Origin of the sequence: Psychroflexus longus (genome assembly GCF_020164595.1) — a bacterium.
In the GTDB taxonomy this organism is placed as follows: domain Bacteria; phylum Bacteroidota; class Bacteroidia; order Flavobacteriales; family Flavobacteriaceae; genus Psychroflexus; species Psychroflexus longus.
Genome location: NZ_JAIQZE010000005.1, coordinates 54,411 through 67,133 on the forward strand (window position 1 = coordinate 54,411; position 12,723 = coordinate 67,133).

The window sequence follows — 12,723 nt, forward strand, 5'->3', positions numbered from 1 at the left end:
GAAATAGGATAATGCTTAATCATAAAATATTACTATAAGACCAATTGAAGCATTTTAAATCTAAATTTACGATCTAACTTAAAAGTTTTTAATAAATTAGCACCAACGTCTTATAATAAGAATGGTTTTACATTAACTTGTTTTAAATTATTAAATGAAAAAAGTTATTATCCTACTTATTCAGTTCATTGCAATTGTTGTAGCTTTTATATGGTGGTTATCAGATGGAAATATTATGTCTATTCTCGCTTTACTAACAGCAACCGCTACATTTCTTGTAACCCTGTTTTTTACAAAAAAGAATAAGCAAAAAAGTCTTAGGGATAAATTCTCACAAAAAGCTGGCAATAATTCTAAGCAATATATGTCTAAAGGTGACATGAAAATTGGTAATGATTAATGGCAGAGTTTAAACAGAATGCCGGACCTAATTCTGAACAGTACGCTTCAGAAGGTACAATGTATATTAAAAAGGGAATTCATTTTCACTATGAAAAACCCGTGGATGAAAAATATATCCAGTATCTAAAACTGGTAGAAGAATTTGAAGAAGAAGTTGAAAATGGGGATTCCAACATTGGAGATTTTATTGATAAATTATTATACTATACTAATCGCTCGTATGATGATAAATTAGATTTAAAAGAAAAGCTAAAATTAGGTGGTTATAATGAATCCTATTACAAAAAAGCAAATGCACTAAAAGAAAAATACGCCATGAATTTTTCGGTTGATGAACTATCAATTTCTGCCCAAAAAATTCATGCTTATATTCTTGCAGAGGTTTCCTATAGATTCTTCTTACATATTAATCCATTTATAGAGGAAAATTATTCCAAAGTAGATATTTCAGAATTGATTAATATAAAAGTTGTTGAACCTATTGAGGCAATTTTATCTCAAAAAAATGTTTTAAATATTTATAAAGAAGATATTATGTGCATGATTTACTTTCTTACAGGAAATTGTCATATAAATTGGAATTAATATGATATTGTACCATCCTCTAACAGATGCATATCATAATCTTTATAGAAATTTATCTATACTTCAATCTTTTGAAAAATCTTCGATTGAATCCGACAGACTACTTATATATAATTATTTCTTTTTATTCCCACAAGAATTAAGAAGAACAACCCTCCCTAAAGAATTTAGCAGTTATAAAAAAATTAAGTTTCAAAATAAATTTAATTCTATAAAGAATTATCAAACGGTAATAGGCAGGTTAAGAACGGTTCAAGAAATAACAATTCAAAGTTTAATTGGTTATAGATTTGTCGATCAGAAAATTTACTTAAATGAGAATAAGATCTCTCTTAATGATTTAGCGTTTGAAAAAAAAATGCACTTAGATGAAGTTCATAAAAATGTAATTACCCTTTATAAAGAATATTTTCAATTTTTAAACCTTCGAGAATTGAAGGAAAGAACTAAAATTTTAGAATATAGATATGAGCAACCTTAGATTGAATGAACTGATTGTAGTTCAGGGTGACAAATATGTCTATCACGAAAAATTTGATCATAAAGTCAATATTATTCGTGGGGATAATAGTACTGGAAAATCATCTATTGCAAATTTTATATTTTTCATTCTTGGAGGCGAATTCACTGAATTTTTACCAGAAGCGAAAAGATGTGATTACGTCCTAGCAGAGTTATTAATTAATGATACTCCTATAACTGTAAGAAGGAATATAGATAAAAATGACAAATACCATGTCATGACTAAAAGACCAATGTATATTAACATTGCTCCTCTGGAACAAGCAATCCAATCACAAATAGAAGGATGGAAGATATATCAATATTCTCAGACAGATAGACAAGAGTCATTTAGTCAAAAATTATTTCAACTTTTTAATTTCCCGGATATTTCCTCAGAAAACCAGGAGACCATCACTATGAATCAAATTTTACGTTTAATCTATATTGATCAACTTAGTAATCTTAGTGATTTAATGCGAAATGAAGATTTCGATTCTCCGTCTGTACGAGATGCTGTCGGAAATTTATTATTGGGCACATATAGCGATGAAAAACTCAAATTCGAACGCCAGTTAAAAGAGGTTAAAAAAGAGTATGATAAAATTTCATCCCAAACTACTGCAATGAAAGAAGTTTTTAAGGAATCTTCTTTCGAATATAATACCGCTATAATTGAAGATGAAATTCAGAAATTGGAACAGCAATTAAAGAAAGTAAATACCTCAATTACTAATCCAGAAGATATATTAAAAAACGCAAAGTCTTCAGTAACAAAAAAAGAATTAGATAGTAATCGCCATAAACTAATTCAAATAAAAACTAAATATCAAGATCTAAATGAAGAATTAAAAAATACGAATTTAGCGTACATTGATGGTAAAGAATTTATTAAAGTCATTGAGGACAAAATTACAGACATTGATATTTCAATAAAAACTAGAAAAGCCTTCGGAGCTTTAGAATTAAAGCATTGTCCCGCTTGCTTTGAAAAATTAGAAAAAGCAAATGAGCATCAATGTTCTTTATGCAAACAAGATATATCGGATGAAGTGAATCTTTCGAGATTCTCAAGAATGAAGTTGGAATTGGAAATGCAATTGAAGGAATCAAAAAATCTATTGCAGGAAAGGGTGATCAGAATAAAAAAATTAAAACAATCAATTAGAGAGACTAGTAGAACGTTAAACTCTGCTCAAAAGGACTACGATCTTTTAACGAAAAAGACTGGTAATACAGCTTCCAATGTATTAGAGCAAATATTTGAAAAGAAAGGAAGTTTAAAATTTGAAATCCAATATTTACAAAAACAGTTGGACTTAATCTCCTCATATGAAGAATATAGAATTAGGGCAGAGCAATTAAAGTCGCAACAAGAAAGATTAAAAAATCAAATTGAAGATTTAAACTTTAGCCAAAGGAAAAAATCCATTGAAGCATATAATAAAATCAATTATTATGCATTAAAATTAGTTCACTCTGATGGTGATTATGAGGAAAAATTCGAAGAAGGAAAAAAGACATCTATAAGCTTTAGAGAAAACAAATATTATTTAGATAATCGAAATAGATTCTCTGCAAGTTCTATGGTTGTATTAAAAAATTGTATCCGGTTTGCCATATTTTTTGCCTCAGTAGAATTAGATTTTTTTCGATTTCCAAAATTTATTCTCTGTGATAATATAGAAGATAAAGGAATGGTTGATGAAAGAAGTAAAAACTTTCAAAACAAAGTAGTTGAGATCGCTAATTCAGATGCTTTAAAAAATAAAAACTACCAAATAATTTTTACTACATCGAAGATTTCAGAAAAATTAGATATTCCTGAATACACTGTTGGACAATCCTATACTCCAAACAATAAGAGTCTTAAACTTGATAGTATATAATTTAAAAAAAGTTGCACTTACAATAACGATTCATCACAAATAAAAGGGTTTTATCAAAAAAATATAATTTTAGAAATCAGGAAAGACAATGGTTAAGTTGGGAAGTTTTCTTCTCTACTCCCATATTTTTTGATAAGCCTAAGCATTATGTATGTTGCAGCATCATTTAATCAACCACAACGCCTATGCTCAATGACCTATAGGTTCAGGACTTCCCAGAATTAGAAAGTCAGAGATTAGTTCTAAGGCAATTAAACTTGTCAGACGCTGAATAGGTCCAGGTTATTCGTTCTGATGAACGTGTGATGGTTTATATGAATCAGGAAAGACATCAAAGCCTTCAACAGTCTTAAGAGTTTATTTTCGAGAGAACTATTTTTATAACGGAGCGTATTTGGATAGTGAAATTCATTCGTTACTTCAATTTGATTTTATAAGTGACTTAAAAAAATAAAGCAAAGATGAGCTAATATAGTAATCTGATAAAGTTAGTTTTCTACTCTGCAAACTTAAGTTAGCTGAAACCGGTCAACATTAAAGTAAGCCTATGCACATTAGAGTAAAACTTTTTTTAACAATTACGTGTTTGCTTATTGGCACGTTAGGCTTTAGACAGGCCAAGGATTCAAAAAACAAGGATATATAAAATGCTTAAAACCATTTTAATTTTTTAATTCATTTCATAGCCCACGATTTAAATCGTGGGCTATGAAAAAGGATATTATTAATTTTAAAACACATAACCCACGGTTTCAACCCTGGGATAAAAATATAAACAATGCACCTCACCTTCACACCCATAACAAAAAAAGACCAGGAAGAAGTCATTTCCATGTTTCAAGCCGCAGCAAGGAAAATTAATAAGTTGAATATTGATCACTGGCAGTATTGGAAAAATCCACCTTCAGCAAAACTGAAATGGGTAAAAGACGGTATCGACAATAAAGAATATTATTTTATCGAAAATGCCGACCAGCAAGTGATAGGCATGGTGAGGATTTTAGAAGAAGATCTGATGTATTGGGGTGAACAAGTTGAAAAGGCAAAATACGTTCATTCATTGGTCGTCAAAGAAGAATTCAATGGTCAAGGACTTGGAAAGGAAATCCTTCAGCAGATTGCCCAACAGGCTAAAGCAGAAGACTGCAAATACCTGCGCTTGGACGCAGATTCCAAAAACCCTAAGCTTTGCTCTTACTATGAAAAGCAAGGCTTTCAAAAAGTAGGAACAAAAGAATTACCTATTTCAGTGTATAACCTTTACCAGAAGGAATTGATCTGATTAAACTTACCTGGTCACAATCTGTAAAAACGATAATATTAGCACTAACAGGGTGTTGCTGATTTTTTTAGTACATTGAAATTTTAAATCTTAATTAAAATTTTTTTGAAAACAATTTATCTAATAATCCTCTTTTTGTTAGTTCATTTATTTGGTCTATCACAAGAAAAGGATAGCCTTAACTCACCTCTTATTTCAGTCAAAGATTCTAAGATATTCGAAAGCATCAACATTGGTTTCGATATACGTACCGAGTTCCAGGCTTACAGGTTTAGCGGAGGAGATCAATTTCCTAACGGTGTTCAGTTTGAAAATGGATTCACAGCCCTCAACATTTCCGGGAAATTGCATGAAAAAGTAGATTTCAATTTCAGAAATCGATTCAATAGCAGCTCCGAAGTTCAATCTTTGGACCGTCTAAGCAATGATATTCAGCTCGCCTACATCAAAGTGGAGGCTTCAGAAAAACTTAATTTTTATGTTGGAAAAATGTTTGCGTTTTATGGAGGCTACGAGTTCGAGTATAGTCCGTTATACATTCTTGAATATAATGATATCTATAGTAATGCTCTGGCATTTGTAACGGGTGCTGGACTATCTTACCAAGCTTTTGAAAATCATCAATTTCGGTTTCAGGTCTTGAACTCCCGGACCCTACTTTACGAAGATCTGTACGGAGATGTGATAGCAGAAGACATTGAAGAACCCATTTGGCCTGTCAATGTTGTAGCAAACTGGCGTGGAAGTTTTTTTGATGGCAAACTTGAAACTCACTACAGCGCAAGTCGAAGTAATGAAGTCAAAAATCAGGGAACCTATTTTTTCACACTTGGTCATAAATACCAGAATAACAACTTCAAGCTGATGTACGATTTCCAGTACAGTTATGAAGAAATAGATACTAAGCGCATCATCAATAACTTACTTGCCGAAAATGAGATAGCAGAAAATGTGTTGTACATAGAAAATTGGCTTAGAGCAGAATACCAGCTAAGTCCAAAATTTAAAGGCTTATTAACGCTTATGACCAGCACAGCATACAACAATTACACAACTAGCAGAGATCACGTAAGAACCAGTTTTGGCGCAATTCCTACGATAGCTTACAGTCCATTTAAGGACTTGGACCTTCAATTTTTTATAGCCTATGTCGGTCGATATTACGATTATTCAAATTATGCCAAAACCAATTTTAACGTGAGTAGTTACAATAAAAATGAAATAAAAATTGGCATCATTGCTCCACTAAATTTATTGTAAATCAAAAGAAAAGCAACACAATTTATAAAATGGTTTATTCTGAATTAGCCTTCGTTAACTTAGAAGCTTTGTGATACATTTCTTAAGGCTGTGTACTGCCTTTAAATTTTCGAAGCGACAGAGATGATTATATTGAAGTAGATTTGATGTTGAGACGATCAGCTTAAACTTATATAGGTTTTAATTTTTACTTAATAATAGATCAGTTTTCAATTCTCAATACAGTAATCTCTTATTTTCGATCTAAGAAAAAATAGGATTATGGCTAAACGCACTTCAGTTAACGATGTCAAAGAAATCGAAGATTTAGACAATCTGGATAAAATCGTCAAAGACAAACGCAAGCACAAGCGCGCCGGAGAAAAGAAAGAACGCCGCAACCGCCATTACGTCAAACTGCTCATCAAACAGCAAATCACCCATCAGGAAGAGGAATGAGTATTTTAAAACACTTTTTTTTAATTGAGTTGTCTTAGCTCTATGAGCGGAGCGATTTATTCTTTATGTTCTCTTTTCTAAAACCGAAGCGCTCTACCTTCTAAAAGCGTAGCGTCCTAACCTAAACAATCTCCTCAATCACAAAAGAATTCCCATTAAACGTGACCTCATCTTTTATGATTTTCCCCATCAGCAATTGACCAATCGGTGTGCTTGGCGAAATAGTGTAAAAGGTTTCATTTTCCACTTCTATTGCACCCAGACTTACGGCAATAAAATAATTGGCTTTGGAAGTAAAGACCACACTTCCCAAACTCACATGCGAAGGCGTTTTGTCGACATTGAGTTGAGATAGCGTTGTTCGTAATTTATTGATTTCAGCCAGTTGGTGTCCGGCTTTTTCCCGTTCCAGCTGAAGCATCGCCCTGCCGGTTTCATGCTTATCGCCAGCACTGCTTTTGGTCTCCGAAAGCAGACTGTTCTGGATATCGGCGATATGATTCTGAATACTCGACCACCGTTTATCTACAAGTTTTACACACTGCTGATGTAAGTCTTTTTTGAGGCTCATGATTAGGTTTTAGCTTTATGCAAGAAGAGTATAAATATAAGCTAGTCTTTAGAACATTGGAATTAAGTTGTAAGAAGAAATAATATAAATCTTCATTGCAGTTAAAGTGAGTCATGCTTCAAATTTTAAACGGATGTAGTTGGGGCTTTTTAACATTATTTCATTTTTTAAAAATTTATAATTAAATTAAAGACTCATTAAAACACAAAAAACCATGAAAAATTACTAACTAAAAACGTATTTATGTTCTCCTGGAGTCTAATGGCTTTTCTTGTTATCGCCTGTAACAGCAATCCCGTAGACAGCGAAGAGTATAAGGCAATGGTGACAGAACATGAGGAAATGAAGGGAACGCATGAGTTCATGAAGGAAACCTATGAAAAAATGGATGACTTGCGTGAAGAAATGAAAGAGGAGTCCGACCAATTATCAGATAGGCCAGAGATGGATAGCCTCCATTCAGCCATGCGTGAAAAACATATAAATATCCAGGAGGAGCATTATCAGATCATCCAAACTCATGAAGGTCTGCTTCAGAAGCATGAAGAAATGATAGAGAAACATGCCAGTGGAGATGTGGATAGCGAAACCTTAGAATTTGAAGTTGAGACCATGAAAAAAGAACATGAACAAATGAATAAGGACCAAGAAAAAATGAAAGAAGAACATGAAATGTTACGAAATGAACATGACCAGATGATGGAGATGCATTCTTCAGCTATGGAAGAAATGTAAATACTCCTTAGAATCGATTTATAAAAAGGCATGTTGACGCATGCCTTTTTTAGTTTACAGGATTTTAAAAATTATTTATTCTGAATTTGCCACTGCTCAATTTAAACCTCCTCGATACATTGCTTAAAGCTTTATAGTTGGCCTGAACCACCAAAACGATAGAGATACATAGGTAGAAGTAGAATAAAGCTGTGATGAGCAGTTTAAAAGAATTTGAATAATATTTTGAACTCTTTCTATTCAAAAGTTTATGGTATAGCTTTTAATCAATTAAATAGCTAACTAAAATTATATTTAAAGACTCTACCAAATTATTGAGAGCATCGATTTTAAATGATTAATAAATAATTTGAATTCTCTGTTTAAATAAGAATTATTGTAGTTTTATAGAAACTTAACCCTAAAATTTTGACGCATTATTTAGCTATTATTTTTAATTTCTAAATAAAACTCATCACTAACCAAAATCTAAACCATAACCTATTAAGAAACTAAAGAAAATTTTGGGAGACCATTTTACTGAAGATTCAATAAGCCTAAAAAATTGCAACAAGTTTAAGAAAATTCGAATCTTAGCTTAAGTTCATAATTAAAGTACACATTATGATAAAATTGATTAATCAAAAAACGACAAACAGTGACAAACTAAATGCCGTATAAAAGTCGATCAAAAGGCGTTATCAATTTTAAGCTAGCTGATTACATTTAGAGTTAACTTTAAAGCTTTTAAAATGAATTTAATTGGAAAAAAAATTAGTGAAACCCGAAAACTAAAAGGGCTTACTCAAGAAGAATTAGCCGAACAATCCAACATCAATCTAAGAACCATTCAGCGGATTGAGAATAGCGAGAGCGAACCAAGAGGAAAAACCTTACAGCTCATCTGTAATACACTTCAAATAGACCTGGAAGAATTAATAAGCATAGATCCAGCATTAAAAGAAAATAGCATAACAACTAAGATCATAAATGGACTTTTTCTTTTAATCCTAAATTTGATACTTGTAGCAATTATAGGTTTTCTGACTATTGACTCTAATGCTAACACTAACAGTGTTTTTGGAGGAGTTTTGCTAAGCTTATTTATCCCGTTTTTTATTGTTGTTTTTACTCGCGAAATGCCTGGAGCAGAACGTGTCCTCAAATTTGGTTTTGGGTATATTAGTTATTTACTCTTAGTTACCATCTTTCACGGATTCCCAACAGGCTTTTCAACAGGTTTATTTCCCTGTTTATTGATAAGCTTGTCGATTTTATATTTTGGTTCAGAATTTATTAAAATTCCGCAACAAACTGATTGAATAGATTTATTTTTAAACTTTGACTGTTCCCAAATCTAAATCATGAAAACCTTTTCTACACTCCTTTTCATCTTATCCTTCTTTTTAAGTTTTGCTCAACATGTTGATGATCCCTTGTCTACCAAAAAGATGAAAAAGGATTTTGAGGTGTTTAAAGAAATTCGGTTGAAGGCCAATTCAGGACTTTATAAATACCATTCCGAAGCTCAAATTGATAGCATTTACCAATGGGCAGAAGCCGAAATTGAACAGTCCTCCACTTATCTGGATTTTTATAATATTATTTGCCAACTCACCGACTTTGAAGGCAGTTTGCACAATGATACTGGCTTGCCAGATAAATACTGGAAAAGTTTAAGAGCAGAAACCTCAGGTTATTTCCCCTATCCGGTGAAATGGATTGATGGCCACTGGCGAATCAATTTTAAAGACGGCGAGCTTCCTCTGGGCGCAGAAGTTGTTAAAATCAACGGTGAGCCAATGGCAGAAATAGTCAAAAACCTTCATAAATACTACACCACAGACGGTTATAATATTACTGCCAAAAGAATTGGGTTAAGAACACATTTTTCAAGATATTACAGATGGCATTATGGTCAAACAAATGAATTTGATGTCACTTTCAAAGCAATCGATTCTAACAGTTTGGAGACCAAAAAACTTGAAAGCGTTAGCTATTCAGACTACTATAAAAACTTTAGAGCAAGACATTCTCTTCCTTATGACCAAGTTTATTATGTGGACCTAAAAGAAGATCAGAAATATGGATTTAAAGAAGTCAATGATTCAACAGGAGTTTTAACGCTTCGCTCGTTTTCAATGGGAAATGAAACTACCGAAGAGCATAAAACCTATGCTGCTTTTCTGGATAGTATTTTTAGTAAAATCAAAAATGATAAGCTTCAAAATTTAATTGTGGATGTGCGTTTAAATAATGGTGGCGATGACCCCAATGATCTTCTATCCTATTCTTATTTAACACAACGAAATTTTCAGGAAAACACAGAAGCCTGGATTAGCTTTAGGAAAATACCGCTAATTAGGTATTATGATATTTGGATTCCAAGATTCATAAGACCCTTCGTTGTAGGCGGATATAACAAACAACTTCAGGAGATTTTTCCCTTAGAAAAAAAGGGTGCTTATTATCAGGATGACACCAGTAAAGATCACCAAGTATGGCAACCTGAGGAAAACGCATTTACAGGACAAATTTATTTACTTACGAGTCCTGCAGTTGCTTCGGCTGGTAGTTTGTTTGCTGCTATGCTGGCCGGTAATGAAAACACCATAACAATCGGAGAAGAAACATCTGGCGGCTATTATGGCCATAACGGTCATACTCCCTTTACATATATATTACCTAAGTCCAAATTCACCACTTCTTTTTCAATAGTGAATTTAAAACAAGATGTTCCTGTAAAGTCCAATCAAATTCGCGGTAGAGGAATTATCCCCGATTATCAGGTGTCTCAATCTCTTGAAGATTTCCTCAACAATGAAGACACACAGATGAGGTTTACTTTAGAATTGATTGAAAAGAATTGAGATATAAAGCAATTAATAATGAGATTTTAGACTAAAAAAACATCAATCTATGACCCCAACACACAACAGAATTTTAGGAGCAGTGGTCTTGATCTTAGGACTTGTCGTAAGTAGCTATAAAACAGAGTTAGGAATTCCTGGCTTTTGGACAGGTGTTTTAATGGGTTTAGGAATTAGTACTATCCTATTATCAAATTTTCTTTTTCAGAAGAAAAAATGATGGATTTCTAAAATGTGATTTTTTTAGTATTTTTAGAGAGAATAAAAACTTCATCCAAATTATGACGCGAGTAAAAGCTTTTAAATCCCAAACTATACTTTCTAAATTGATGATAGGCTTCGGGATTTTGTTCCTATTAGTCGGAATTTTTGCAATTGTAAAACTATTTATAGGTGATTCCGGTACTGAATCCTCTTCGGTTGATTGGACCGGATTCTTGCAGGGATTTCAAGGTTTATTTTTTATAGGCTTAGGCGCTTATAACCTTAGAAATGAAAAATACTACATTGAATGGGATGACCAACAATTGAAGTTATTCCTTCCGGGTACTAAACAACCTGAAACGATAAATTTTGCTGACATTGACTCCATTAACATCAGGCTTTTTGAAATTGAACTTTATTTTAAAGATGAAAAGCGAACACTTGATCTTAACACTCTAAAAGATGAAGACTTGAAAAAAGTGAAGTCTAAATTTGAACCGCTTTAGAAGGATTTAAAGTGAAAATTAAAAAACTATAATATGGGATTATTTTCATCATTGCTCGGTAATGCGGGAGCAGTAAGTAAACAAGATTTAGAAAAAGACTACGGTCAGTTATTGACCGAAAATGAAAGTATTGAAATCGGTTTTAAGCTGGTAAGGGATACTTTTATTTTTACCAGCAAACGCTTAATTCTGGTTGATAAACAAGGCCTGACAGGGCGTAAAGTAGAATACCTTTCGGTAGGTTATAAAAGTATAAGTAGATTTAGTGTAGAAACTGCCGGATCTTTTGATTTGGAAGCAGAATTGAAAATATGGATCTCTAGCGAGCAACATCCAAGTATTTCTAAAAAATTCAATAAAAGCGTCAATGTTTACGATGTACAAAAAGTACTGGCGCAACATATTTTAGGCTAGTTTGAATTGAAGCATTTTAATAAAAGCCCCCAGTTTAATTAGGTTAAGTAAAAGCCTTGTTATTTATATAATGCTTATAAAATGGATTATAGAAATGCAATTTTTTGATGAATTTATTCCGATTTCAACTCATCCAATCTTTAAACGTTTGTAATGATTTTAAAATGAGATTCTTATAAAAGACAGGAATAAAAGACTAAACATTCTTAAATTTTCATTTTCATAAATTAAAATCATTTCGCATTTTTATCCCAAAATAGAACTAGTCCAAGACACTTTTTTACATAGAGTCCAGAAACTATTTAAACGGGGTGAAGCTGAAAAACCACAAGAGTAGGCAAAAAATTTCTAACTAATTAAATATGAAAATTAAACAACTATTATTATTAACCGTTATTGTATTCTCTCTTTCAAGCTGTTCTTACAGACTTGTAGATTTTACAGTTATTAGCTCAAAAAATGTAAGTTTAGATTTTGATAAATCTGAAGGAAAGCAGGTTGAAGGAAAAAAATCTTATTTTTTAGGATTGGGTTGGAATATAAAAGATGCGATGGATAGAGCATTAGAGAGTGCAGGTCCAGAGTACGATTTACTAGTAGATGGAGTTGTAAAATATACAGACTATCCATTTGTATTAACAATTTCTGTCGAAGGAACCGCGATTAGCTCTAGGGCCATGAGAAATAAACTTGGTGATGCTGGATTTCAAGAGTGGTTAAAGGAAAATCAACTCACTTACAATTCTAACACAGAAGAAATTACTACAGATAATTAATTTCTTAACAACTTAATAAGAATTAGTTCTATTTATAGGCGAGTAAAAATTTACTCGCCTTTTTTATATATATTCAAGATTCAACTAATTCGGATTTATAAAATCCATAAAAACCATTCCTATGACCACTGCACAAAATAGAATAATAGGAATAGTTCTTTTCATAATTGGCTTAATCATGACTTTAACCGATGTAAAATTTACGGGCTCAGGGTTTATCGCAGGGGCACTGATGGGCATAGGTGTATCATTAATATTCTTTATTAAAATTGGAACTAAGAAGCACTAAGCCTTCTATTTCATTTGATATC

Annotated in this window: 16 protein-coding genes; 15 read left to right on the forward strand and 1 reads right to left on the reverse strand. The window is 32.3% G+C overall.

What is annotated here, in order from left to right:
• Positions 1-154: 154 nt before the first annotated feature.
• From LB452_RS06265 to LB452_RS06295, 7 genes are all read left to right on the forward strand, one after another.
• Positions 155-400, forward strand: a complete 246-nt coding sequence (locus LB452_RS06265; RefSeq protein WP_224460877.1) for a hypothetical protein — start codon at positions 155-157, stop codon at positions 398-400.
• On the forward strand, positions 400-987 hold the full coding sequence (locus LB452_RS06270) for an ABC-three component system protein (protein WP_224460878.1): 588 nt from the start codon (positions 400-402) through the stop codon (positions 985-987). Before LB452_RS06265 ends, LB452_RS06270 begins: the two co-directional genes overlap by 1 nt.
• A gap of 1 nt (position 988) precedes the next feature.
• The gene (locus LB452_RS06275) at positions 989-1,468 is read left to right on the forward strand and encodes an ABC-three component system middle component 5 (protein WP_224460879.1); all 480 of its coding nucleotides are present in this window, start codon (positions 989-991) and stop codon (positions 1,466-1,468) included.
• A complete protein-coding gene (locus LB452_RS06280) occupies positions 1,455-3,377 on the forward strand; it encodes an ATP-binding protein (RefSeq protein ID WP_224460880.1) in 1,923 nt (640 codons plus the stop codon). Before LB452_RS06275 ends, LB452_RS06280 begins: the two co-directional genes overlap by 14 nt.
• A 778-nt stretch (positions 3,378-4,155) precedes the next feature.
• The gene (locus tag LB452_RS06285) at positions 4,156-4,659 is read left to right on the forward strand and encodes a GNAT family N-acetyltransferase (RefSeq protein ID WP_224460881.1); all 504 of its coding nucleotides are present in this window, start codon (positions 4,156-4,158) and stop codon (positions 4,657-4,659) included.
• A 135-nt stretch (positions 4,660-4,794) separates the two neighbouring features.
• Positions 4,795-5,919, forward strand: coding sequence for a porin (locus LB452_RS06290; RefSeq protein ID WP_224460882.1), 1,125 nt, complete (start codon positions 4,795-4,797; stop codon positions 5,917-5,919).
• 261 nt (positions 5,920-6,180) lie between these two features.
• Complete coding sequence (locus tag LB452_RS06295) at positions 6,181-6,357, forward strand: hypothetical protein (protein ID WP_224460883.1); 177 nt, start codon at positions 6,181-6,183, stop codon at positions 6,355-6,357.
• Positions 6,358-6,478: 121 nt separating this feature from the next.
• Here LB452_RS06295 and LB452_RS06300 read toward each other — a convergent pair whose 3' ends face one another.
• On the reverse strand, positions 6,479-6,928 hold the full coding sequence (locus LB452_RS06300) for a GreA/GreB family elongation factor (RefSeq protein ID WP_224460884.1): 450 nt from the start codon (positions 6,926-6,928) through the stop codon (positions 6,479-6,481).
• Positions 6,929-7,171: 243 nt separating this feature from the next.
• On the opposite strand from LB452_RS06300, the gene LB452_RS06305 reads away from it, so the two are divergent.
• The 8 genes from LB452_RS06305 (at position 7,172) to LB452_RS06340 (ending at position 12,701) form a co-directional block, all read left to right on the forward strand.
• The gene (locus tag LB452_RS06305) at positions 7,172-7,663 is read left to right on the forward strand and encodes a hypothetical protein (RefSeq protein WP_224460885.1); all 492 of its coding nucleotides are present in this window, start codon (positions 7,172-7,174) and stop codon (positions 7,661-7,663) included.
• A 731-nt stretch (positions 7,664-8,394) separates the two neighbouring features.
• Positions 8,395-8,964: a helix-turn-helix domain-containing protein gene (locus tag LB452_RS06310; RefSeq protein WP_224460886.1), complete on the forward strand. Its 570-nt coding sequence runs from the start codon at positions 8,395-8,397 to the stop codon at positions 8,962-8,964.
• A gap of 42 nt (positions 8,965-9,006) precedes the next feature.
• Entirely contained in the window at positions 9,007-10,512 is a 1,506-nt protein-coding gene (locus tag LB452_RS06315; RefSeq protein WP_224460887.1) for a S41 family peptidase, read from the forward strand.
• Positions 10,513-10,561: 49 nt separating this feature from the next.
• A complete protein-coding gene (locus LB452_RS06320; protein ID WP_224460888.1) occupies positions 10,562-10,732 on the forward strand; it encodes a hypothetical protein in 171 nt (56 codons plus the stop codon).
• 61 nt (positions 10,733-10,793) lie between these two features.
• Positions 10,794-11,222: a hypothetical protein gene (locus LB452_RS06325; protein ID WP_224460889.1), complete on the forward strand. Its 429-nt coding sequence runs from the start codon at positions 10,794-10,796 to the stop codon at positions 11,220-11,222.
• A 33-nt stretch (positions 11,223-11,255) separates the two neighbouring features.
• On the forward strand, positions 11,256-11,636 hold the full coding sequence (locus LB452_RS06330) for a PH domain-containing protein (protein WP_224460890.1): 381 nt from the start codon (positions 11,256-11,258) through the stop codon (positions 11,634-11,636).
• Positions 11,637-11,998: 362 nt separating this feature from the next.
• The gene (locus tag LB452_RS06335) at positions 11,999-12,412 is read left to right on the forward strand and encodes a hypothetical protein (protein ID WP_224460891.1); all 414 of its coding nucleotides are present in this window, start codon (positions 11,999-12,001) and stop codon (positions 12,410-12,412) included.
• A gap of 121 nt (positions 12,413-12,533) precedes the next feature.
• On the forward strand, positions 12,534-12,701 hold the full coding sequence (locus LB452_RS06340; RefSeq protein WP_224460892.1) for a hypothetical protein: 168 nt from the start codon (positions 12,534-12,536) through the stop codon (positions 12,699-12,701).
• Positions 12,702-12,723 lie beyond the last annotated feature (22 nt).

Excerpts from the sequence above, each read along its gene's own strand:
- LB452_RS06265 (WP_224460877.1), top strand. The coding sequence starts at position 155 with ATGAAAAAAGTTATTATCCTACTTATTCAGTTCATTGCAATTGTTGTA.
- LB452_RS06270 (WP_224460878.1), top strand. The coding sequence starts at position 400 with ATGGCAGAGTTTAAACAGAATGCCGGACCTAATTCTGAACAGTACGCT.
- LB452_RS06275 (WP_224460879.1), top strand. The coding sequence starts at position 989 with ATGATATTGTACCATCCTCTAACAGATGCATATCATAATCTTTATAGA.
- LB452_RS06280 (WP_224460880.1), top strand. The coding sequence starts at position 1,455 with ATGAGCAACCTTAGATTGAATGAACTGATTGTAGTTCAGGGTGACAAA.
- LB452_RS06285 (WP_224460881.1), top strand. The coding sequence starts at position 4,156 with ATGCACCTCACCTTCACACCCATAACAAAAAAAGACCAGGAAGAAGTC.
- LB452_RS06295 (WP_224460883.1), top strand. The coding sequence starts at position 6,181 with ATGGCTAAACGCACTTCAGTTAACGATGTCAAAGAAATCGAAGATTTA.
- LB452_RS06300 (WP_224460884.1), bottom strand. The coding sequence starts at position 6,928 with ATGAGCCTCAAAAAAGACTTACATCAGCAGTGTGTAAAACTTGTAGAT.
- LB452_RS06305 (WP_224460885.1), top strand. The coding sequence starts at position 7,172 with ATGTTCTCCTGGAGTCTAATGGCTTTTCTTGTTATCGCCTGTAACAGC.
- LB452_RS06310 (WP_224460886.1), top strand. The coding sequence starts at position 8,395 with ATGAATTTAATTGGAAAAAAAATTAGTGAAACCCGAAAACTAAAAGGG.
- LB452_RS06315 (WP_224460887.1), top strand. The coding sequence starts at position 9,007 with ATGAAAACCTTTTCTACACTCCTTTTCATCTTATCCTTCTTTTTAAGT.
- LB452_RS06320 (WP_224460888.1), top strand. The coding sequence starts at position 10,562 with ATGACCCCAACACACAACAGAATTTTAGGAGCAGTGGTCTTGATCTTA.
- LB452_RS06325 (WP_224460889.1), top strand. The coding sequence starts at position 10,794 with ATGACGCGAGTAAAAGCTTTTAAATCCCAAACTATACTTTCTAAATTG.
- LB452_RS06330 (WP_224460890.1), top strand. The coding sequence starts at position 11,256 with ATGGGATTATTTTCATCATTGCTCGGTAATGCGGGAGCAGTAAGTAAA.
- LB452_RS06335 (WP_224460891.1), top strand. The coding sequence starts at position 11,999 with ATGAAAATTAAACAACTATTATTATTAACCGTTATTGTATTCTCTCTT.
- LB452_RS06340 (WP_224460892.1), top strand. The coding sequence starts at position 12,534 with ATGACCACTGCACAAAATAGAATAATAGGAATAGTTCTTTTCATAATT.